Origin of the sequence: Bradyrhizobium sp. SZCCHNR1002, assembly GCF_032381435.1 — a bacterium.
GTDB lineage: Bacteria > Pseudomonadota > Alphaproteobacteria > Rhizobiales > Xanthobacteraceae > Bradyrhizobium > Bradyrhizobium aeschynomenes.
In genome coordinates this window covers 676594-697299 of the sequence record NZ_JAUHIS010000001.1, presented here as the reverse complement: position 1 = coordinate 697299, position 20706 = coordinate 676594, and the positions used below count along the sequence as shown (strand labels likewise).

Below are 20706 nucleotides of genomic sequence, written 5' to 3'. Positions count from 1 at the left end.
AGATCATGATCGGGAGAGGTGGATCAGGCGGTCCAGCGGCCGATCTTGAAGGCCTTGAGGTGACCCATGACGTCGTCGGCTGCGAATGGTGGGCCAGCGAACGCGCCGATGGCGGCGTCCTGGACCTGCCCGGGCACACCGAGCGCGGCGTCGTAGATGTCCGGCCTGAACACGCCGATTGCGGTGCGCAGCCCCTCGTCGCTGAGCGCCGTCTGACCCCAGCGCACCATCTGCGCATAAAGCCAGGCCGCCTGGATCGGCTCGGGACGCGCCGCCCCTTCCCGCCCCACCAATAAATAGCGCGGGCTTTCGCGAAACGTGCCGTCGGGTGAGATCTTGAGCCGCCCATCAAGCGTACGCTGGAGCACCTCGGCATCGACGCCGATCCGCTCGGGCTGCGCCAGGATCAGCGACGCCTCGGCATGGTTCTGCTCGATGAAATCGGCGCCCCGGCCGCAGGCCCTGACCAGTGCCGCCAGCGCATCCGGATGCTTGTCGGCCCAGCTCTGCCGGACCGCGAGCACTTTCTCGGCCGCCCGCACCAGGACGTCCGACACGAAGTGCAGGATGTGGCCGATGCCCAGGTCGACCGCGATCGAGTTCCAGGGAGCGCCGACGCAGAAGGCGTCGACATGACCGCTGGCGATGCTCTCGACCATGTAAGGCGGCGGCAGCACCACAAGACGAACGTCCTCATCGGGATCGACGCCGCCCGCGGCCATCCAGAATCGGAGCTGGTAATTGTGGGTGGAGAACGGAAACGTCATGCCGAAGGTCAGCGGCTCGGCGCCAGCCTTGCGTCGGGCGGCGACGACGCGCGACAAGGCCAGCGCCGTCGCCATCGGGTCGAACCGGTCGCCCTCCAGATTCGCCATGAGCTCGGCATGCAGGGCCGGCGTGATCGTGATGGCGTTGCCGTTCACGCCGAGATTGAACGGCGCGACGATCGGGACCTTCACGTGGCCGATGCCGAGACTGGAGGCGATCGCGACCGGCGCCAGCAGATGCGCGGCATCGAACAGCCCGATGTTGAGCTTGTCGCGCACATTCGACCAGGAGACCTCGCGGACCAGCGTGACGTCGAGCCCCTCCGCGGCGGTGAAGCCCTTGTCGACCGCGACGATCAGCGCCGCAGCATCGACCAGCGGAATGAAGCCAATGCGAAGCGGCCCGCTCATTTCAGCATCTCCGAGGCGGTCAGGATCGACTGCGCGATCTCGCCGATCTTCTTCTTTTCGCGCATCGCCGTGGATCGCAACAGCACGTAGGCTTCTTCTTCGGTGAAGCCCTTCATCTTCATCAGAATTCCCTTGGCGCGGTCGATCACCTTGCGATCCTCCAGCGCCGATTTGGTACGCTCGAGCTCGTCCTGCAGCTTGGAGAACGCATTGAAACGGGAGATGCAGAGGTCGAGGATCGGCTTGATCCGCTCTTTCTTCAGACCGTCGACGATATAGGCCGACACGCCGGCTTCGACCGAGGCCTGGATCGAGGCGGCATCGCTCTGGTCGACGAACATGGCAATCGGCCGGCGGACGGCGCGGCTGACCTGGAACATCTGCTCGAGCACGTCGCGACTCGGGTTCTCCAGGTCAATGACGATGACGTCGGGGTCCAGGGCATAGATTCGCGCCAGCAGGCCCTGCATCTCGCTGACATGCACCACGCCGGTAAAACCCGCCTCCCGCAGGCCTTCCTCCAGGATGGCCGCGCGGATCGGGCTTTCGTCGACGATCACGATTTTGGGCGATTGCTCGGCGCTCATCGATCACCAGGGTGTCCGGGCGGTCATCCATAGCATGGACGCGACCGCCTTAAAGCCTTGTCTTTCTGAGTAATTCGGACTAGCTGACGCTTATCCCATCAGGCAGTTCCAAGATGCAGCAGGGTTCCGCGCCCAAGATCAGCTTTGTTTCGCTCGGATGTCCGAAGGCGCTGGTCGATTCCGAGCGCATCATTACGCGGCTGCGCGCCGAGGGCTATGAGCTCGCCCGCCAGCATGACGGCGCCGACCTCGTCATCGTCAACACCTGCGGCTTCCTGGACAGCGCCAAGCAGGAATCGCTGTCGGCGATCGGCTCGGCGATGGCCGAGAACGGCAAGGTGATCGTGACCGGCTGCATGGGCGCCGAGCCCGAGCAGATCGAGCAGGCCTATCCCGGCGTGCTGTCGATCACGGGGCCCCAGCAATATGAAAGCGTGCTGGACGCCGTCCATCGGGCGTCGCCGCCGGTGCACAACCCGCATCTGGATCTCGTCCCTCCCCAGGGCATCAAGTTGACGCCCCGGCACTACGCCTATCTGAAGATCTCCGAGGGCTGCAATAACAGGTGCAGCTTCTGCATCATTCCAAAGCTCCGCGGCGATCTGGTGTCGCGGCCGGCGGCCGACGTGCTGCGCGAGGCCGAGCGGCTGGTCGCGGCCGGCGTCAAGGAGCTCCTGGTCATCTCCCAGGATACGTCCGCCTACGGGCTCGACCTGAAATATGCCGAGAGTTCTTGGAAGGACCGCAGCGTCAGGGCCCGGTTCCTCGACCTCGCCCGGGAGCTCGGCGATCTCGGCGCCTGGGTCCGGCTGCATTACGTCTACCCCTACCCCCATGTCGACGAAGTGATCGGCCTCATGGCTGAAGGCAAGGTGCTACCCTACCTCGACATCCCGTTCCAGCATGCCAGCCCGAACGTGCTCAAGGCGATGCGGCGGCCGGCCGCGCAGGACAGGACGCTGGACCGGATCAAGGCATGGCGGGCGACCTGCCCCGACCTGGCGCTGCGCTCGACCTTCATCGTCGGTTTCCCCGGCGAAACCGACGAGGACTTCGCTTATCTCCTCGACTGGCTGGACGAGGCCGAGATCGACCGGCTCGGCTGCTTCAAATACGAGCCGGTGGCTGGCGCGACCTCCAACGCCCTGCCCGACCAGGTGCCGGACGAGGTCAAGCAGGAGCGCTGGAATGCGCTGATGGCGCGGCAGCAGAAGATCTCGGCGCGTCGGCTGAAGCGCAAGGTCGGGACGCGCCAGCAGATCATCATCGACGAGGTCGGCCCGACGGTTGCCAAGGGCCGCTCCAAGGCGGATGCGCCGGAGATCGACGGGGCCGTGTATGTGTCCAGCCGCCGTCCGCTGCGGGTCGGCGAGATCGTCACGGCCAAGATCGAGCGCGCCGACGAATACGACCTGCACGGCGTCGTCTCGGGGTTCTGAGCCGGACATCGGCTCAGTTGGCTGATGCGCCAGCCCTCACGTTCCAGAGCTTGATCAAGCGCTGTGCCTCATCCAGCGTCAGCTCGAGATACCTGTTCTTCAGCTTGGTGAGCTCATCAGGCTTGGTCGCGCCTGTCACGAACCGGCTGTCGAGGATCGCCGCAACCGTGGTCCAGCTCAGACCCGCAGCCTTGCACGGCACGAGAATGCCGTCGCTGCGCAGGCTCTGCATCAGCGGCCGCACCAGCTCGATGCTGCATTTTGCCAGCTCCGCGATGGCCGCGATGGTTTCGGTGTAGCGCCGCTGACGCGCAAAATCGAGCAGCGCGGCTTCGTTGAGCTTGCCCGCCTGCTTCAACTGCCCGACCGTCAGCTTCGCGCCGCCGAAGTCACGGCAACGCGACATGCCCTGCTCGGCATCGGTCGTCGCGGCCGCGATCGCGCTGCGGATCTCCTCGTAGAGATGCGGCGGCGCTGACGCGAGCAGCCTCGCCTTCACCGCTTCGGTTGCATTCTGCAGCAACGTCCGGCGCAGCGCGGACGGCAGGTCGGCGCGAATGCCTGTGGCAATGGCCAGCTCCGGGTCGCCCAACGCTTGCGCCAGAATGATCGAAAAACCGGCCGCCGAGATCCGCGCACCGGGATTCTTCATCAACTTGCGACTGACGCTGGGAAAGCGCCGGATCAGAAGCGCGTCGGTGACGACCTCCTGCAGCCACCAGCGACCGGCGACGGCAACCAGGTGCTTCTCACTCCGGGTGTTGGCGATCTCGATCAGATCCTCGGCGGTCAGTCGCGGCGACTCCGACAGCACCGGTCCGGCCACCGCGATGTCGTCATGATGGGCGAGCCGCCGGATCACCGTGACCGGTGTCTGAGGGATGGGAGCGAGCTGTGCGCTGAGTTCGGCGAGCGCGATGCGAGCGCCGACATCGGCCAGCGCCCGCAACTCGATCGTGTTGACGAGACGCTCGAAGACGTCGGCGAACAGCGCGTGCTGCTCGATATCCAGATTGCCAGCCGAGGCAATGAACAGCGAGGCGACCCGCTCGGCCACGCTGGAGCAGCGTTCCGCCGAGCCGGTGGCGATCGCCGCCTGGACGTCCTCGGCAATCATGTTGTGGGGATTCGACATCGCTCGTCCTGAGCGCTTGCGTTTCAAGCTGGGCAGCACGGTAAATCCTGCCGCTAAATGTTTGGTAAAGTTTGAACTAACCGGGCACAGCTGCGGCCAGCCCGTGCGTTCATCGCACGCAGTCCCCCTCCGGAGGGGGTGGCCTCCCCTCCTCGCTGCGAGCCGACTGACGTCTTGACATCTGTTGCGAATTGCCTGTATGGCCCGCGCATGATCCACAACCGGACCAACCGCCGCGCCGCCGTTTGCCGTCGTCACCGCCGTGACGATGCCGGGGCGCGCCATGTCCGAAGACGTTGCTGATCGACGAACTCATCAGCTTCAGGTTTTCGAGAAGGCCGCTCCCGCAAAGGAGCGGCCTTCTCGCTTTTCGGCCCGTGGTTTCCCCCTGAGCATAGGAGATTGAACATGCTGACCGCCCCCCATCCTTATGAGGCTCTGATGGACATCACGGCGCGTCCGCGCACGGTCTTCGTCCAGGGCAAGGGCTCCTGGCTGTGGGACGACAGCGGCAAGCGCTATCTGGATTTCATCCAGGGCTGGGCCGTGAACTCGCTCGGCCATGCGCCGCCTGAGCTGGCCAAAGCGCTCGCCGACCAGGCCACGCGGCTGATCACGCCGAGTCCGGCCTATTTCAACGACACCAGCCTGAAACTCGCCAAGGCGCTGGTCGATCGCTCCTGCTTCGACCAGGTGTTCTTCACCAACTCCGGCGCAGAGGCCAATGAAGGCGCGATCAAGCTGGCGCGCAAATACGGCGCGCTGCGCAAGAACGGCGCCCATGAGATCATCACCTTCGAGGGTGGCTTCCATGGCCGCACGCTGGCGACCATGTCAGCCTCCGGCAAGAAGGCGTTCGAGCCGCTGTTCGAGCCGAAGGTGACGGGTTTCCCCAAGGCGCGGCTGAACGACATCGCCTCGGTCGAGGCGCTGATCTCGGGCAACACGGTTGCGATCATGCTGGAGCCGATCCAGGGCGAGGCTGGCGTATGGCCCGCGACGGACAAGTTCCTGCAGCAATTGCAGGCGCTGACGACCAGGCACGGACTGCTGCTGATCGTCGACGAGATCCAGACCGGCATGGGACGGACTGGAAAGCTGTTCGGCTATGAGCACGCCGACGTCCTCCCCGACATCATGACGCTCGGCAAGGGCATCGGCGGCGGTGTGCCGCTCGCGGCCCTGCTGGCAACGGACGAGGCTGCGTGCTTCGAGCATGGCGATCAGGGCGGCACGTTCAACGGCAATCCGCTGATGTGTGCGGCCGGGCTTGCCGTGCTCGATCTCGTCGAGAAGCCGGAGTTTCTCAAGGCCGTCGTGGACAACGGGATCTATCTCGAGAGCGAGCTGCAACGCATCTCGGCGCGGCACGGGCTCGGCGATGTGCGCGGCCGCGGGCTCCTGCTCGCACTCGATGTCGTCAGGCCGATCGCACCAGCGCTGGTGGCGCACGCCTTCGAGCTCGGCCTGCTCTTGAATGCGCCCAGACCTGACACGCTGCGCTTCATGCCGGCACTCAACGTGACCCGGGACGAGATCGCAGCGATGATCGACGTGCTGGATGGTCTCCTCACCAAGGTCGGCGCCGCGCGCTGCGTGGCGTAGTGGCTGAGGTCGCGCCAGGGCCGGCGCGGTGTCTATGCGCCGGGCCGGCCTGCCAAGATGTGCGTCCGGAACGTTGCGAGCAGGTCACAGCGCCGGCCGGCGTCGATGCTGGTCGGGAGCAGCAGTACGCTGCGCGGCCCGGCCTCCGCGAGCTCTGCCAGCTTGGACCGGACCTCGTCATGGCTGCCGATCAGCGACCGTGCGAGGAAGCCCTCGACATTGGTCGGCGACACCCATGCACGAGGCCCCGCGGACAGCTGCCGCCTGCGATCGAAGAACTGCTGCAGGAATGGCGCCGCCTCGGCGATCGCCGCCTCCCGGGTCGGCGCGCTGCAGTAGAACCGCGATACCACGAGCCGCGCGTCTGCCTCGGTGTTGCGCTCCCAATAGCTCCGCAGCATCTGCTTGATGTCGTCGAGCGTCGAGGTCAGGCCGGCCATCAGTCCATGGCCATGCGCGGCTGCGTCGTCGAGCGCGGCTGCGCTGGCCGATGCAATCCAGGTCGGGATCGGCCGCTGCAGCGGCCGTGGCGTCAGCCGCAAGCGATCGACGTGGTAGTAACTGCCCCGATGCGACACCTCATCCTCCGTCAGGAGACGCTGGATCAGATGCAGCGCCTCCAGCATCCGCGGCCGCGCTTCATCGGACGAGACAGCGAAATTCCGGTTCTGCTCCGGGAACGGCCCGCCCCGCGCGATGCCGACATCAAGCCGGCCGCCGCTGAGAATGTCGATGGTGGCAATGTCCTCGGCGACTTCAATCGGAGGGCGAAACGGCAGCAGCACGGCCGCAGTGCCGAGACGAATGCGCGTCGTGCGGGCCGCGAGAAAGCCGAGCAGCGCGAAGATCGAGGGGCTCGAACTGCCGGCATCGAAATGATGCTCGGAGATCCAGGCCTCGTCGAAGCCGAGTGCCTCGGCTTTGAGCACCAGGTCGGTTTCAGCCTGAATGGCCGCGTGATCGCTGTCACCGTGATTGTCGTAGGGGCAGAAGATGCCGATGCGGAGATGGGTAGTCATGATGTCGAAATCTATCGGCATCGTCCTGCCTTTTCCAGTCGATTGACCTGGATCAAAGACAGCGCGTCCCGTGAGCAACGATGCTGTCGGGGCCAGACGCCTGCGATCCGATGACATACGTTATATTTGTATGGATATAGCGTTGCACGGGATGTGATCAGCTCGGAGGGGGCAAGGCTTGCCGGAACCAAGCTGATGTTCATTCCGCCGACAACGAGGTCGGCACGACACAAGGAGACGCACGAATGGCGAAAGACAATCTGGCTCGGGTGCTGCCCGTGGAGGACACCAGGAGCCACATCGCCGCCGCGGCCGCGACGGAAGAGGTGTTGATCCATGTCCGCTTCTTCCCGAACTCGGCCATCAACTCCATTGGCGAGAAGCCGGCCGGCCTGACCGCCGACCAATGGTACGAGCGGCTGCTCGATATGGCTCGTCCGCACTACCAGACCTTCGCGGGCGGCCGTGGCTTCTTCCGCATCCCGCGCCCCAGCTTCGACGCGATCCTGAAGGATGTCGCAGCCTGACATCTCGCCTCCGTTTGGATGAGGCCGTGAGCGTCCTCTCTGCCTCATCCCCGTCGACCGCGGTGGGCCGGGTCCGCCGCGGTCGATCGTGATTTCACGGGCTGCGCAGGAGAACGGCAGTGGCGCAATCGGTGTTCAGAGAGTTGCAACAGAGTTTCCGCGCCCTGCTCGCCAACTGGCCCCGATCAAGCGCGACCGTCGAGAGCCTCACCGAACAGGCCTTCGATCTGTTCGAGGCCAATATCGGCGCCCAGTCGGCGCATCTGCCGGCGCTCGCCTGCGAGAAGGGCTGTCCCTCGTGCTGCGCGCTCCGTGTCACGGCAACTGCACCCGAGATATTTCTGCTCGCCCGCTATATCCGCCAGATCGACCAGCGGATGCCGTCGACGGCGCTCGGCCTGCTGTCGCGCCGGGTCAAGCTCGCCAACCGGGCGACGCGTGGCATGGGCGAGACCGAGCGGATGAAGCTGCGCCAGCCCTGCCCCTTCGTGGTGCGCGGCGCCTGCATCATCCATCCTGCCCGTCCCCTTGCCTGCCGCGGGCACGCATCCTTCGACCGGCGCGCCTGCACCCAGGCGGTGGCTGGACGCGATGTCGAGGTCCCGATCTCTGGGCCTCATGTCGCACTGCGGGGATTGATCCAGGACGCGCTGATGTCGGCGCTCGCGGAGTCCGGTCTCGCCGCCGACCTGTACGAGTTGAACCAGGGGCTCGCGCTGGCGCTGGATGATCCGCAGCGCGAGCGCGCCTGGCTCGAGGGACAGGACAGTCTGGCACCTGCCAGGATCGAGCAAGCCAAGACGGGCCAGAGCAACGCGATGCTGTGGAGTCGCGCCGCCGATCGCACGGCGTCAGCCGACGATCAAAGCTAGCGAACCGTCACGGCTTGAGGATCGAGGCTCCGGTGGTGGCGCGGCTTTCGAGATCGGCGTGCGCCCGGCCCGCATCCTTCAGCGCATAGGCGTGATTGATCGGAACGTGCAGCTTGCCGCTGATCACGGCCGAGAACAGCGTGTCGGCGCCTTCGAGCAGTTCCGAGCGCTTGCCGATATAGTCGTTGAGCTTCGGCCGGGTCGCAAACAGCGAGCCGTGACTGTTCAACTCGGCGATCGAGAACGGCGGCACCGGGCCCGAGGCGTTGCCGAAGCTCACGAACAGGCCGCGCGGCTTCAGGCATGACAGCGAGCCTGGGAAGGTCGACTTGCCGACGCCGTCATAAACCACGTCGCACAGTTCGCCGCGACTGATCTGCTTCACACGCGCGACGAAGTCCTCTTCGCTGTAGATGATGACGTGGTCGCAGCCATTGGCGAGCGCGAGGTCGGCCTTGGCCTTCGAGCCGACGGTGCCGATGACATGCGCCCCGAGCGCCCGCGCCCACTGGCAGGCCAGCAGGCCGATGCCGCCGGCGGCCGCGTGAATCAACACGCGGTGATGCGGCTCGACCTTGAAGGTCTTGTGCAGCAGGTACCACACCGTCAGTCCCTTGAGCATCAGCACGGCGCCCTGCTCGTAGGTGATGTGGTCGGGCAGCTTGACGAGGCGCTGCCAGCCGATGTTGCGCTCGGTGGCGTAGCCACCGAGATTCTCGTAGTAGGCCACGCGGTCGCCGGGATGAAAATGGGTGACGCCAGGCCCCACGGCGATCACCTCGCCGGCAGCCTCGTTGCCGGCGATGAACGGCAGCCCCGGCGCCTTGTACAGGCCGGTGCGATAGTACACGTCGATGAAGTTCAGGCCGATCGCGTGCTGGCGGATACGGACCTCGCCGGGTCCGGGCGCGGCGATTTCGACCGGCTCGTAGACGAGCGCCTCCGGCCCTCCCACCTTGTGCACGCGCACCGCCTTGGCCATCGGGGCCCCCTCCCTGCAGAACCTGTGTGACCGGATCGGACGATCCGATCCAATCCGGACGCTTATCTGATTCTCGGCAGACATCCGGTTTCGCCGGACCAGCGGATCACTCCCGCAAGCGCGGCCTGGCAAAAGCCAAGGCGATCACGACGGTCTTGTCAACTCAGCCCGCGCGCTTCCTGCGGTTGCGCGAGGCCATCACGTTGAAGGCCTCGACCGCCAGCGCAAACACGATCGCGAAGTAGATGTAGCCGCGCGGAATGTGGAACTCGAAGCCGTCCGCCACCAGTGCGACGCCGATCAGCACCAGGAAGGCGAGCGCCAGCATCTTGGTGGTCGGATGGTTGGCGACGAAGCGCGCGACCGGCCCGGATGAGACGTACATGATGATCACGGCAATGATCACGGCGGCGATCATGATCTCCAGATCCTGCGCCATGCCGATCGCGGTGATGATGGAGTCCAGCGAGAACACGAGATCGATGACGATGATCTGCAGGATCACCCAGAAGAAGCTGCTGCCGCCGCCGGCCTGCGGCCCATCCCCCTCGCGGGCCTCGACCTCGGCGTGAATCTCGTGCGTCGCCTTGGCGATCAGGAACAGGCCGCCGGCGATCAGGATGATGTCGCGCCAGGAGAAGCCGAGCTTGCCGACCGAGAACACCGGCTGGGTCAGCCCGATCAGCCAGACCAGCACGCTGAGCAGCATGATGCGGAAGATCAGCGCCAGCGCCAGCCCGATCTGCCGGGCGCGCGTCGACTGCGGCTCGGGGATGCGCGACGTGATCACCGACAGGAAGATGACGTTGTCGATGCCGAGAACGATTTCGAGCGCGGTCAGGGTCAGCAGCGCGGCCCAGGCTTCGGGACTTGTCAGAAGGTCGATCATGATTTCAAGGATCTCAACAGGCGGATCGCGGAGTCGCTCGCGACGATATAGAGGCCGATGGCGCACAGCAGCGCTGTGACGATCGGGCCCACTGCAAAATTCTGGCGGAGCACGTGGATGACGAGCACACCCCAGAGCGCGACGAGTGGCAGCGTCAGCCAGCGCAGCCGCTGGACACGGACTGGATGGATGACGTGAAACGGGACGAAGGTCAGCGCGATCAGGATCGCGAGGCCGAGCGTCGCCAGCAGCGGCGTCGGATGCAGCATGAACAGATAGAACGCGGCAATGTTCCACAGGCCGGGAAAGCCGCGGAAATGATTGTCGTCGCTCTTCATGCGGCGGTCGGCGAAGTACAGCGCGCCGGTCACGGCGATGCCGATGCCGATCACCGGGGCGGCCAACGGCAGCAGCATGCCGCTCGCGGTGATCGCATAGGCCGGCACGAACACATACGTCGTGAAGTCCACCACGAGATCGAGCACGTCGCCGGACCAGTCCGGCTGCACGTTGAGGACGTCGAGCCAGCGCGCCAGCGGCCCGTCGACGCCGTCGATGACCAGTGCCACCCCGAGCCACCAGAACATCGCGGCCCAATGCTCGCGTACCGCCTCGAGCATCGCCAGCAGCGCGACCCCGGCGCCGAGCGCCGTGAAGACGTGCACCGAGAACGCAGCGGCGCGGCGCAGCGGCGTGGCGGATGCGATGCTGTCTGGTCTGAGCTGATCCATTTCGCTCCAGTGCTATCAGGAATCGAAGTGAATTGCATATCGGCGATTGCGGCGATGCGCCGCGCAGGCGTGCGGATCACACTTGAAAATGCCGGAAGGAACGTCAAATGTTCCGGCATGACCCACGCAGACTCCAGCTTCGATGTCATCGTCGTCGGCGGCGGCCCCGCGGGGCTCGCCGCCGCCATTGCCCTGTCGCAGACCGGCGCCCGTACGGCGCTCGTGGCACGCAAGGCGCCGTATGCCGATAATCGCACCACGGCCCTGCTCGGCGGCTCGGTCGACTTCCTCGATCAGCTCGGCGTCTGGGCCGCCTGCCGCGACCGCGCCGCCGGCCTGAAGACGATGCGCCTGGTCGACGACACCGGCCGGTTGATCCGGGCTCCCGAGGTGCGCTTCGACGCCGACGAGATCGGGCTCGAACTGTTCGGCTACAACGTCGCCAATGCCGTGCTGGTCGAGGCGCTGGAGCAGCGCGCCGGCGAGATCGAGGAATTGGTGCGGATCGCCGAGGATGCGGAGAGCGTCCACAGCGGCGCCGATGCCGTCACGGTCACCAGCGCATCCGGCCGGGTGCTGACCGCCCAGCTCGTGGTCGGCGCCGATGGCCGGCATTCGTTGTGCCGCGAGGCCGCCGGCATCGGTGTGAGCCGCAGGACGCTGCAGCAATCGGCGCTGACGTTCAACATCACCCACGCGCGTCCCCATCACGGCGTGTCGACGGAATTCCATACGCCGCAGGGACCATGCGTGTTCGTGCCGCTGCCCGGCGACCGCTGCAGCGTCGTCTGGGTCGCCGCGCCGAAGGAAGCCGAGCGGCTGTTCGCTCTCGATGATGACGCGCTGTCCGCCGCCGCCGAGCGGCAATCGCATTCGATCTTCGGCCGCGTCCGCGTCGAGCCCGGTCGCCACGTGTTTCCGCTCGCGATCGAGCGGCCGCAGCGCTACGCCCAGAACCGCGTCGCCCTGATCGGCGAGGCGGCGCACGTGGTGCCGCCGATCGGCGCGCAGGGACTGAATCTCGGCCTGCGCGATGGCATCGACATTGCCGCCGTCGTGCAGAAGGCCAAGGCCGCCGGCGAGGATCTCGGCGCGTCCCAGGTCATCGCCCGCTACGGCGCGGCCCGTCGCGCCGACATTCTCAGCCGCACCTTCGCGATCGACATGGCCAACCGCTCGCTGCTCAGCGACCTCCTGCCGATGCAATCGCTGCGCGCCGTCGGCATGCACCTGATCGGCGGCTTCGGACCCCTGCGGCGGCTGGCGATGCGTGAAGGCCTGGCGCCCTCCTGGCGTATGACCCGCAAGGCCGGCTGACCGGATGTCACGGGAACGCGAGCCGGCCACTCTGGATCAGCCACATCACGCTGGTGAGCGTGACCACGGACGCGAAGGTGCCGATCAGCACCGCTGATGAGGCCGGCTCGATCCAGCTGTCGTGCTGACGCGCGATCACGAACACGTTGAGCGCCGGCGGCAGCGCCGCCATCAGCACCGCCGTCGCCGCCCAGGGCTGCGCGAACGGGCCGAACAGCAGCATCAGTCCGAATGATATCAGCGGGTGGATCACGAGCTTCACGACGGTCAGGACCGGCACCTCCCAGGGCAGCCGCTGGAACGGCCGCAGCGCCACGGTGACACCGAGCGCGAACAAAGCGGTTGGCGCTGCGGCGTTCTGCAGGAACTGCAGGGTGCGATCGACGACGGTCGGGGGATGGAGCTGGAACGCAGCCGCCAGGATGCCGGCCGCGGTTGCCATGAGCAGCGGGTTCAGCACGATCTGACGCAACACGGTGCGCAGCGCATGCGACAGCGAGGCATGATCGCGCTCGGTGAGTTCCACCAGCAGCGGCACGATCGAAAACAGGAAGATGCTGTCGCAGCAGAAGATCAGCGCCGTCGGCGCCGCCGCCTTGGCCCCGAGCACCGACAGCGCAAGGCCCGGCCCCATGTAGCCGATGTTGCCATAGCCGCCCGCGAGCCCGGCCATGGTCGCTTCGCGCAGCGACAGGCGCCCGATCACCTTCCCGAGCAGCAGCGCCAGGGTGAAGGTGAGCATCGTCGCAAGCGTCGTTGCAACCAGGAAGGGAGGGTTGCTCAGCTCCGCAAACGGCGTGCGGGCGATGAGGTTGAACATCAGGGCCGGCAGCGACACGTAGAGCAGAAAGAAGTTCATCCAGGACAGCCCGGCCTCGGGCAGCCCTTTCCATTTACCGCAGGCGAAGCCTATGAAAACGACCCCGAAATATGGCAGGGCCAGGTTGAGAATGTCGAACATCGGTCTTTGCAGATGACCCGAAGCGGGCCTGGGACGCGGGAGGTCGCGGCACGGCGCGAATCGCCGATGTCTAGATTAAATCCGCGGCCGGGGCACTAGCATCGGCCTCAATCCTGGTCTATTCGACTAGAATGATCAAAGCGCGAACTGCCAAGTTTCAGATCGGCCAGATCGTCCGGCATCGAGTGTTCTCGTTCCGGGGCGTGATCTTCGACATCGACCCCGAGTTCAACAACACCGAGGAATGGTGGCTCTCGATCCCCGAGGAAGTCCGGCCGCACAAGGACCAGCCATTCTACCATCTGCTGGCCGAGAACGCCGAGTCCGAATACGTCGCCTACGTCTCCGAGCAGAACCTCGTTCCCGACGACACGGGTGAACCGATCCGGCACTCCCAGGTTGCAGAGATCTTCATCAAGGACAAGTCCGGCGGCTACCGTCCGCGCAACCCGTTGTTGAATTGACGGCGGCTACCGCCCGTCTCGCGCTTGCCGCCAGCGGGACCCGAGGCGGGCATGATCTGATCGCCAACAACACAACGACTGACAGACAAAGCGGCTGACAAACACAGCGACTGACGAAAAAGGCGCTCCTTTCGGGGCGCCTTTTGCTTCGTGAATGTCTCGGGCGCTGCCGGCGCTATTGCTTCGCCTGCGGCTGACCGCCCTGGGTCTGCTCCAGCTTCTTGCGCTGTTCCTCGGCGCGCTTCTGCAGCTCTTCCTGCAGCTTCTGCTGGGTCTTCTCGAACTCCTTCGGATCGGTCGGCGGACCGTCATAGGCCTTGGCGAAGCTGCTGCCGCCTTCCTGCAGCGGCAAGGGCAGCGTCAGCGCGGTGCCGTTGGAGTTGATGGCCTGGACGAACAGGTTCTGGCCCTTCTTCAGGCTGGCCACGAAATCCGGGGTCGCCTCGTAGTCCGACATGCAGCCGTTCTGGAAGCAGATGACGTAGCCGCTCTGCAGCGGCTGGTTGTTGTCGACCACGATGCGGGTGCCGGGCTGCAGCTGCATGCCGAGCGGCAGGGTCACGCGCAGGATCTTCTTCGGCTCGCCTTCCGGCTCGATGATCACGGCCGCCACCACCGGTTGACCGGACTCGATGCGGCCGTCCTTGCCGATGAAGCAGACCTGCTTGGCGTTGGCATCCTGCCCCTTGAGGCAGAACTTGGTCCAGGGCGCGTAGATCAGCTGCGGCATCTCCTGCTGGGCCTGCTGCGGCTGGCCGCCGGCCGGCGGACTGGCAGGGGCCTGGGCGGCCGGAGCGGGAGCTTTGGGAGCGGCAGCCGGAGCCTTTGCCTTCGGTGCAGCAGGCGCCTGAGCTTGCGCAGCAGAAGCAAAGGAAACGGCCAGCGCGGTGACCGCCAGCAGGGCGACGAGCCGCCCACGCGGCCCAACCGACGAGGCCAAGTCACGGAAATTCATTGCGGAAAACCCTTTCTGAACGGCAGCGCCCGAGACCGCCAAAGGCGCCACACCAAGCCGTTGAAGCGGCTGTCTCCTCAGGAAATGAGGCGGTTAAGTGACAGGCGTTGCCGCCAATGCTTAATCGCCCGCTTTCATAACGCGGTGCGCGGAAGAATCAATGCCGCGAGACCATGTCGAAGCCGCGGTCTAGCGCGGGCGAGCCTGTGGTAAAAGCCCTTCGTGGCCCGTTCCGAATCAAATGCTTGCACCCCGACGCTGATGCTGCAGCAGATGTTGCGCGCGGCGGCGGGATGGAGCGGCGTGATCCTGGCGCTGTTGCAGCCGATCTACACTTGCCGCGCAAACGCCGCCGAAACCGCCGCAATCGCGATGCACGGCGATCCGGCCTTGCCGGCCGATTTCGACCATATGCCCTATGTGAACCCGGCCGCCCCCAAAGGCGGCCGCCTCGTATGGGGCCTGCTCGGCACGTTCGACAGTCTGAATCCGTTCATCGTTCGCGGCGTTGCGGTGCAACAAATCCGCGGCCATGTGGTGGAAAGCCTGCTCACCCGCGGAAATGACGAGGCTTTCACGCTGTATGGGCTGCTGGCCCGTCGTGTCGAGACCGACGACCGCCGGACCTATGTCACGTTTCACCTCGACTCCCGCGCGCGGTTCTCGGACGGCCGCCCGGTGCTGGCCGACGACGTGGCTTTCTCCTTCGCGCTGTTGCGTGACCATGGCCGTCCCAACCACCGGCAGTTCTACGGCAAGGTCGCCAGGATCGAGGTGCTCGATCCGCTGACGATCCGGTTCGATTTCGGCGGCACGGAGGATCGCGAGCTGCCGCTGATCCTCGGGCTGATGCCGATCCTGCCGAAGCACGCCACCGACCTCGCGACCTTCGAGGATACCACGATGGCGCCGCCGCTGGGGTCCGGGCCCTACCGTGTCACCGCGGTGCGGCCGGGGGCGAGCGTCACCCTCACCCGCAATCCCGACTATTGGGGCCGCGACCTGCCGGTCAACCGCGGTTTGTGGAACTTCGACGAGATCAGGCTCGATTATTATCGCGAGGCCAATGGCCAGTTCGAAGCCTTCAAGCGTGGGCTCTACGACTTCCGCGTCGAGACCGAACCGCTGCGCTGGCACGACGGCTACGACTTCCCGGCGGCGCGCAATGGCGAGGTCATCCGCGACAGCTTCACCTCGGGCATGCCGCAGCCGTCGCAGTTCCTGGTGTTCAACACCAGGCGCGCGGTGTTCGCCGACGTCAGGGTGCGCCGTGCCCTGACCTTGCTGTTCGATTTCGAATGGATCAACCGCAACTACTTCTTCGGCCTGTACCGTCGCAGCGGCGGCTATTTCGCCGGCTCCGAGCTGTCTGCCTATGGACGCGCTGCCGACGCCACCGAGCGCGCGCTTCTGAGGCCCTACGCGGCGCAGATCCCGGCCGACATCATGGATGGCAGCTATCGCCTCCCCGTCACCGACGGCTCGGGGCGCGATCGCAATGCGCTGAAGGCCGCGCTCGATCTGCTTGCAGAGGCCGGCTACCATCTCGACGGGACGGTGCTGCGGCACCGGACCACGCAGGCCCCACTCGCGTTCGAAATCCTGGTCACGACACGCGATCAGGAGCGCATCGCACTGGCCTATGCCGGCAGTCTCAAGCGCGCCGGCATCGACGCATCGATCCGGGTGGTCGATCCCGTGCAGTTCGACCAGCGTCGCCTGAGCTTCGAGTTCGACATGATCCAGAACCGCTGGGACCAGTCGCTGTCCCCGGGCAACGAGCAGGCCTTCTACTGGGGCAGCGAGGCGGCGGACCGGACCGGAACCCGGAACTACATGGGCGCCAAGGATCCCGCCATCGATGCCATGATCGCCGCGCTGTTGCGGGCCCGCGACAGGACGGAATTTATCTCGACCGTTCGCGCATTGGACCGTACCCTGATGGCGGGGTTCTACGCTATTCCAGTGCTCAATGCCGCCGAGGAATGGATCGCTCGGTGGAATCGTATAGAACGGCCCAAGAGGACAGCTTTGACGGGAGCGCTCCCGGAGAGCTGGTGGCAGCGGCCGGAGCCGGCATCGAAATGACCAACCGGGGCAGTTGGTCGTGACCGGGTCCGTGAAAGTACGGGGCAACAGGTGAATCAGGCCAATACGTCGCCGACGCTCGACGCGTTGTTTCAACGCATCCTGGCGCGCAAGCCGGACGCGGTTGCGCTGGTCGATCCGATCAACAAGCAACGCATCACCGGCCGTGCGCCGATGCGCCTGACCTACGCCGAGGCCGACCGTGTGATCTCGGCGCTGGCGGCGCATTTCATCGATGCCGGCCTGCCCGCGCATTCGGTGATCGCGGTGCAGCTGCCCAACACGATCGAGTTCGTGCTGACGGTGCTGGCGGCGCATCGCGCTGGTCTGGTGGTGGCCGTGTTTCCGCTGTTGTGGCGGCAGTCGGAGCTGGTGGCGGCGCTGAACCGCACCAGCGCGCGGGCGATCGTGACGATGTCGAAGATCGACGGCGTCATTCATGCCGATCTCGCCATGAATGCCGCGGCGGAGGCCTTCTCGATCCGCCATGTCTGCGGCTTCGGCTCCGACCTGCCCGAGGGGATGTATTCGCTCGATCAATCGATCGCGAAGCCGTCGCGCTCGACGCGCGGGCTGATGCCGGACGGCCGCAAGGCCGCGATCGTCTCGTTCGACGTCACCGCCGACGGCTTCCGCGCGGTGCCGCGCACCCATCTCAGCCTGATCGCCGGGGGGCTTGCGATCTCGCTCGAGAGCGACCTGCCGCAGGGCGTGAACATGATGTCGGCGTTCGTGCCGTCGTCCTTCGCCGGTCTCGCCGCGTCGGTCGTGACCTGGCTGCTGTCCGGCGGCAGCCTCGCGCTGCATCACCCGTTCGATGCCGAGGCGCTCGAGCAGCAGCTCGCGCAGCTTGGTTGCGACACGCTGATCGCTCCGGCGCAGCTCGCGTTGCGTCTCCACGAGGTCGACATCACGGCCCGGCTGCCGAACCTGCGCTACGTTCTCGGGTTGTGGCGCGCGCCCGAGCAGGTGGCCTCGAGCCCGTCCTGGAAGACGCGCGACATCGAGATGACCGATGTCTATCTGTTCGGCGAGGCCGGCCTGTTCGCCCTTCGCCGCACCGCGGCGGACGGCAGTCCGGGCCCCGTCAAGCCGGGCCGCCAGGGCGCGCCGCGCGAGCAGCCGGGATCGTCGATCGCCGGCGAGATCCTGGTGACGCCGAAGGGCACGCTGGGCCTGCGCGGTCCCATGGTGGTGGTCGCGGCCTATGCGCCGCCGCCTCCGCCCAGCGACTCGCTGATGCCGGCGCCGCCGCGCGATTTCGTCGACACCGAATATGCCGTGCGGCTCGACCGTGCTCACGACACCATCTCCATCACCGCGCCGCCGGCCGGCGTGATGGCCGTCGGCGGCTATCGCTTCCTTGCGCAGGACCTGCACGAATGGTCGCGCCGGCTTGGCCAGGGCGCGCTGCTGACCGCCCTGCCCGACCGGCTGAGCGGCCATCGCCTCGCGGGCCGTGCGATGGACAATGCCCGTGCGCGCGAAGCCCTCGCCGAGCTCGGGCTCAATCCGCTGATGGTCGAAGCCTTCCGCGACCGGGCCAGCTCAGGCGGCTGAACCTGCCGTCCTGACGGCTACGGGGAACCGGCGTGTTTGGAACAGTGTTGACGCTGCGTTAACGGGACAGACCTAGGATCACGACGTATCGTCAGCGTATCCTGAGTTTCCTGGATGTCCCAACAAGGCCCGCTTCTCATCGTCTCCTCGTCCACGCGGCCTTCGCTGAGTGCGGCTCTCGCGGTGGCGCAAATTCTTCCCTCGGTCGAGACGCGCTGGGCTGATGCGATCAGCACGATGTCCAAGGTTCAGCCGGCGGCGGTCGTTGCCGTCGTCGAGGACGCTGATGCCGACGAGGTTGCGGCGTTCTCGCGTCATGTCGGTGCACGAAAACCCTATGTGCCGCTGATCGCAATCACGCCCGGTGGTACGGCTCTTCCCGACCACGCCATTCCCTTGCATGGCAGCGACAATCACGAGCGGCTGCTGGCGCGGCTGCGCGCGGCGTTGCGCGTCCGCACGCTGCACACCATGGTGCTGCGCCGTCTCGACGAGAAGAAGACGCCCGACGCGACGCTGCCGGACACCGATCCGCTCGACGATGCGACCGTGCTGCTGCTCGGCCGCGGCAGCTCTCTGCCCGGCCTCTCGGTCGCGCTTGGCGAGCGCATGGCGGTGGTCGGCGCGCTCAGCATCGAAGCCGCAGCGAAGCATCTATCGAACCGCGACATCGACGGCATCGTGCTGGGCGAGGGCTTTTCGCCGCGCGTGGTCGATGCGTTCCTCGCGGTGCTTGCCGAGGACACCCGCTTCCGCAACCTTGCCGTCGTCGTCACCGCCAACCAGCCGGCCCCGCTACAGGAACTCGCCAATCTCGAGATCATCGCCGGCGCTCCCGCCCACATCGCGGCCCACGCGCTGCCTTTGATCCGCCAGCACGCCTTCGAGACCCGGCTCAACCGCACGCTGCGCGCGATCGAAGCCGGCGGCATGCTCGATCCGCAGACCGGCCTGCTCACCCGCAATGCCTTCGCGCGCGACTTTGCCACGGCCGTCAGCCAAACCCAGAGGAGCGGCGGCAGCCTGGCCGTCGCCCGCTTCGCCTTCGATCCGGTGAATCCGCGCGCGCAATATGACGGCGCCCGCATCATCAGCCGCCTGATGCGGCGGATGGATTTCGGCACCCATGAGGACAACGGCTCCGTCGTCGTCGTGTTTGCCGAGACGGATCTGCGTTCCGCCCACGCGATCGCCCGCCGCCTCTCCAGCGTGATGCGCCACACCTCCCACGGCAAGCGCGACACGCGAAGCGAGCCGTCGGTCACCGTCGCCGCATTGCAGCCCAATGACACGGCGCGCACGCTGCTGGCCCGCGTCTATGGCGAGGCGCAGCGCGCGGCGTCGTGAGGCGGGGCAGCCGCTGGGTGAATTCCCGGCGGCGATCTCGCGTTAGCCCGAGTCAAGCAGACGGCTTTCCAGCGCCAGCACGTATTTCTCCTGATATGCGACGGCAGAGGCCTGGGTTCCTGTCGCGTTTCGCCGACCCGGTCCGACAAAGCCGTTTCTGCAGGCCTCGCGCCAAGCTTCAAACTCGCGGCGCTTGCCAGCTGCAGCCAGGATTGCTGCGACAACGATCTCCCTCATTTCAAGCCGGGATTTTGCCATGGGCTCCGTTGCCGCCCGGCTGAATATGTCGACGTCGCAGTATGGCTGAAAGTCCGGCAAGACCTTTTGCAGCAGGGTATCGACGACGTCTACGAGATGACGACGGATGGCGTCAGCCTCCGGAGGAAAAAAATATACATGATTGGATTTGTGATCATTTACGACCCGTAGCACAGCGATCGGATACAGCTGGGTTCGCGCCCTGCGGATCTCGGGCACGTCGGGACCATCATAGGGCGACGGCGGCCGGAGGTCGCGAAGCATCTCCTCAGGCTTCGGCCAGCGAAACCACGTCGTCCACGTCACGAGCAGCGCGCCGCGTTTTTGGATGTGAAAGCCGAACTCCGCCTCTAGCCTGATCTCGGGGCCACGGCAAAGTTCGATGATGAGGCGGCGTGTCCTTCTGCCTTCCACGACGGTCCCTCTCACCGCGAGGCCCTGCTGTTCGACCGTGCTCACAAGGAACGCCATGAGTTCTTTGACGAGAGACAGCATTTCATCGCTCAAGCTGTGCAGGGATTACCCAGGTTCACGATAGACAAGCTTGATCCGAATTGTCGAGCCGTTGTGCTGCGTAGGGCGGGCAAAGGCGCATGCAAGGTCTTGCCGCATGCGAGCCATCAGATGGCGCCGTGCCCGCCATCTGACGGCACGACGCGACGCGCGACGGTGGGCACGCTGCCGCCTGACGGCTGCCGCTTTGCCCCCCGTACCGCAGCTCATTGATGGATGCGCCCGCAATGACGTTGTTTGAATTGATCACGGTCTCAGCCAACCGCGTACATCTTGAGA

At 65.9% G+C, this 20706-nt stretch carries 19 protein-coding genes; 9 read left to right on the top strand and 10 right to left on the bottom strand.

Going from position 1 to position 20706, the window contains the following annotated elements; genetic code table 11:
* Positions 1-23: 23 nt before the first annotated feature.
* A complete protein-coding gene (locus tag QX108_RS03130) occupies positions 24-1178 on the bottom strand; it encodes a CmpA/NrtA family ABC transporter substrate-binding protein (RefSeq protein ID WP_315778864.1) in 1155 nt (384 codons plus the stop codon).
* Complete coding sequence (locus QX108_RS03125; protein WP_008965342.1) at positions 1175-1765, bottom strand: ANTAR domain-containing response regulator; 591 nt, start codon at positions 1763-1765, stop codon at positions 1175-1177. The genes QX108_RS03130 and QX108_RS03125 overlap by 4 nt, the downstream gene beginning before the upstream one ends.
* A gap of 113 nt (positions 1766-1878) precedes the next feature.
* Between QX108_RS03125 and rimO the strand changes: the two genes are divergently transcribed.
* On the top strand, positions 1879-3204 hold the full coding sequence (gene rimO / locus QX108_RS03120) for a 30S ribosomal protein S12 methylthiotransferase RimO (RefSeq protein ID WP_315720073.1): 1326 nt from the start codon (positions 1879-1881) through the stop codon (positions 3202-3204).
* 13 nt (positions 3205-3217) lie between these two features.
* On the opposite strand, the gene QX108_RS03115 is transcribed toward rimO, so the two are convergent.
* The gene (locus tag QX108_RS03115; protein WP_315779497.1) at positions 3218-4339 is read right to left on the bottom strand and encodes a DUF2336 domain-containing protein; all 1122 of its coding nucleotides are present in this window, start codon (positions 4337-4339) and stop codon (positions 3218-3220) included.
* Between the two features lie 408 nt (positions 4340-4747).
* Here QX108_RS03115 and QX108_RS03110 point away from each other — a divergent pair, with 408 nt between their 5' ends.
* Positions 4748-5944, top strand: coding sequence for an acetylornithine transaminase (locus QX108_RS03110; RefSeq protein ID WP_315778866.1), 1197 nt, complete (start codon positions 4748-4750; stop codon positions 5942-5944).
* Positions 5945-5976: 32 nt separating this feature from the next.
* Here QX108_RS03110 and QX108_RS03105 read toward each other — a convergent pair whose 3' ends face one another.
* Complete coding sequence (locus tag QX108_RS03105; protein ID WP_315778868.1) at positions 5977-6963, bottom strand: LLM class flavin-dependent oxidoreductase; 987 nt, start codon at positions 6961-6963, stop codon at positions 5977-5979.
* 245 nt (positions 6964-7208) lie between these two features.
* Here QX108_RS03105 and QX108_RS03100 point away from each other — a divergent pair, with 245 nt between their 5' ends.
* Both QX108_RS03100 and QX108_RS03095 read left to right on the top strand, forming a co-directional pair.
* Complete coding sequence (locus QX108_RS03100; protein WP_315778870.1) at positions 7209-7490, top strand: hypothetical protein; 282 nt, start codon at positions 7209-7211, stop codon at positions 7488-7490.
* A gap of 119 nt (positions 7491-7609) precedes the next feature.
* Positions 7610-8362, top strand: a complete 753-nt coding sequence (locus tag QX108_RS03095; protein ID WP_315720070.1) for a hypothetical protein — start codon at positions 7610-7612, stop codon at positions 8360-8362.
* A gap of 7 nt (positions 8363-8369) precedes the next feature.
* Here the strand turns inward: QX108_RS03095 and QX108_RS03090 are convergent, their stop codons facing one another.
* The 3 genes from QX108_RS03090 to pcsA all read right to left on the bottom strand — a co-directional run bounded on the left by QX108_RS03090 (position 8370) and on the right by pcsA (position 10964).
* Positions 8370-9344, bottom strand: a complete 975-nt coding sequence (locus QX108_RS03090; RefSeq protein ID WP_315778872.1) for a quinone oxidoreductase — start codon at positions 9342-9344, stop codon at positions 8370-8372.
* 163 nt (positions 9345-9507) lie between these two features.
* The gene (locus tag QX108_RS03085) at positions 9508-10233 is read right to left on the bottom strand and encodes a TerC family protein (protein WP_315778874.1); all 726 of its coding nucleotides are present in this window, start codon (positions 10231-10233) and stop codon (positions 9508-9510) included.
* Positions 10230-10964 (bottom strand): phosphatidylcholine synthase, encoded by a 735-nt coding sequence (gene pcsA, locus QX108_RS03080; RefSeq protein WP_315778876.1) that lies wholly within the window; start codon positions 10962-10964, stop codon positions 10230-10232. Before pcsA ends, QX108_RS03085 begins: the two co-directional genes overlap by 4 nt.
* A 117-nt stretch (positions 10965-11081) precedes the next feature.
* On the opposite strand from pcsA, the gene QX108_RS03075 reads away from it, so the two are divergent.
* Positions 11082-12281 (top strand): UbiH/UbiF family hydroxylase, encoded by a 1200-nt coding sequence (locus tag QX108_RS03075; RefSeq protein ID WP_315778878.1) that lies wholly within the window; start codon positions 11082-11084, stop codon positions 12279-12281.
* 7 nt (positions 12282-12288) lie between these two features.
* Here QX108_RS03075 and QX108_RS03070 read toward each other — a convergent pair whose 3' ends face one another.
* A complete protein-coding gene (locus QX108_RS03070; RefSeq protein ID WP_315778880.1) occupies positions 12289-13242 on the bottom strand; it encodes an AEC family transporter in 954 nt (317 codons plus the stop codon).
* A gap of 131 nt (positions 13243-13373) precedes the next feature.
* Here QX108_RS03070 and hspQ point away from each other — a divergent pair, with 131 nt between their 5' ends.
* Positions 13374-13706 carry a heat shock protein HspQ gene (gene hspQ, locus QX108_RS03065; RefSeq protein WP_172108970.1) on the top strand — a complete coding sequence of 111 codons (333 nt, stop codon included), beginning with the start codon at positions 13374-13376 and terminating at the stop codon, positions 13704-13706.
* 175 nt (positions 13707-13881) lie between these two features.
* Here the strand turns inward: hspQ and QX108_RS03060 are convergent, their stop codons facing one another.
* Complete coding sequence (locus tag QX108_RS03060; protein ID WP_172108972.1) at positions 13882-14661, bottom strand: invasion associated locus B family protein; 780 nt, start codon at positions 14659-14661, stop codon at positions 13882-13884.
* 261 nt (positions 14662-14922) lie between these two features.
* On the opposite strand from QX108_RS03060, the gene QX108_RS03055 reads away from it, so the two are divergent.
* The 3 genes from QX108_RS03055 (at position 14923) to QX108_RS03045 (ending at position 19656) form a co-directional block, all read left to right on the top strand.
* Positions 14923-16749: an extracellular solute-binding protein gene (locus QX108_RS03055; protein WP_315778883.1), complete on the top strand. Its 1827-nt coding sequence runs from the start codon at positions 14923-14925 to the stop codon at positions 16747-16749.
* 51 nt (positions 16750-16800) lie between these two features.
* Entirely contained in the window at positions 16801-18309 is a 1509-nt protein-coding gene (locus tag QX108_RS03050; RefSeq protein ID WP_315778885.1) for a class I adenylate-forming enzyme family protein, read from the top strand.
* A gap of 114 nt (positions 18310-18423) precedes the next feature.
* Positions 18424-19656: a GGDEF domain-containing protein gene (locus tag QX108_RS03045; RefSeq protein ID WP_315778887.1), complete on the top strand. Its 1233-nt coding sequence runs from the start codon at positions 18424-18426 to the stop codon at positions 19654-19656.
* A 42-nt stretch (positions 19657-19698) separates the two neighbouring features.
* Here QX108_RS03045 and QX108_RS03040 read toward each other — a convergent pair whose 3' ends face one another.
* Positions 19699-20409, bottom strand: a complete 711-nt coding sequence (locus tag QX108_RS03040; RefSeq protein ID WP_315778889.1) for a hypothetical protein — start codon at positions 20407-20409, stop codon at positions 19699-19701.
* Between the last annotated feature and the right edge of the window lie 297 nt (positions 20410-20706).

What these genes read in the sequence shown, in the direction of transcription:
- QX108_RS03075 (WP_315778878.1), top strand. Translation starts at nt 11,082, where the DNA reads ATGACCCACGCAGACTCCAGCTTCGATGTCATCGTCGTCGGCGGCGGC.
- QX108_RS03070 (WP_315778880.1), bottom strand. Translation starts at nt 13,242, where the DNA reads ATGTTCGACATTCTCAACCTGGCCCTGCCATATTTCGGGGTCGTTTTC.
- QX108_RS03115 (WP_315779497.1), bottom strand. Translation starts at nt 4,339, where the DNA reads ATGTCGAATCCCCACAACATGATTGCCGAGGACGTCCAGGCGGCGATC.
- hspQ (WP_172108970.1), top strand. Translation starts at nt 13,374, where the DNA reads ATGATCAAAGCGCGAACTGCCAAGTTTCAGATCGGCCAGATCGTCCGG.
- QX108_RS03045 (WP_315778887.1), top strand. Translation starts at nt 18,424, where the DNA reads ATGTCCCAACAAGGCCCGCTTCTCATCGTCTCCTCGTCCACGCGGCCT.
- QX108_RS03060 (WP_172108972.1), bottom strand. Translation starts at nt 14,661, where the DNA reads ATGAATTTCCGTGACTTGGCCTCGTCGGTTGGGCCGCGTGGGCGGCTC.
- pcsA (WP_315778876.1), bottom strand. Translation starts at nt 10,964, where the DNA reads ATGGATCAGCTCAGACCAGACAGCATCGCATCCGCCACGCCGCTGCGC.
- QX108_RS03105 (WP_315778868.1), bottom strand. Translation starts at nt 6,963, where the DNA reads ATGACTACCCATCTCCGCATCGGCATCTTCTGCCCCTACGACAATCAC.
- QX108_RS03100 (WP_315778870.1), top strand. Translation starts at nt 7,209, where the DNA reads ATGGCGAAAGACAATCTGGCTCGGGTGCTGCCCGTGGAGGACACCAGG.
- QX108_RS03040 (WP_315778889.1), bottom strand. Translation starts at nt 20,409, where the DNA reads ATGCTGTCTCTCGTCAAAGAACTCATGGCGTTCCTTGTGAGCACGGTC.
- QX108_RS03125 (WP_008965342.1), bottom strand. Translation starts at nt 1,765, where the DNA reads ATGAGCGCCGAGCAATCGCCCAAAATCGTGATCGTCGACGAAAGCCCG.
- QX108_RS03110 (WP_315778866.1), top strand. Translation starts at nt 4,748, where the DNA reads ATGCTGACCGCCCCCCATCCTTATGAGGCTCTGATGGACATCACGGCG.
- QX108_RS03055 (WP_315778883.1), top strand. Translation starts at nt 14,923, where the DNA reads ATGCTGCAGCAGATGTTGCGCGCGGCGGCGGGATGGAGCGGCGTGATC.
- QX108_RS03130 (WP_315778864.1), bottom strand. Translation starts at nt 1,178, where the DNA reads ATGAGCGGGCCGCTTCGCATTGGCTTCATTCCGCTGGTCGATGCTGCG.
- rimO (WP_315720073.1), top strand. Translation starts at nt 1,879, where the DNA reads ATGCAGCAGGGTTCCGCGCCCAAGATCAGCTTTGTTTCGCTCGGATGT.
- QX108_RS03090 (WP_315778872.1), bottom strand. Translation starts at nt 9,344, where the DNA reads ATGGCCAAGGCGGTGCGCGTGCACAAGGTGGGAGGGCCGGAGGCGCTC.
- QX108_RS03085 (WP_315778874.1), bottom strand. Translation starts at nt 10,233, where the DNA reads ATGATCGACCTTCTGACAAGTCCCGAAGCCTGGGCCGCGCTGCTGACC.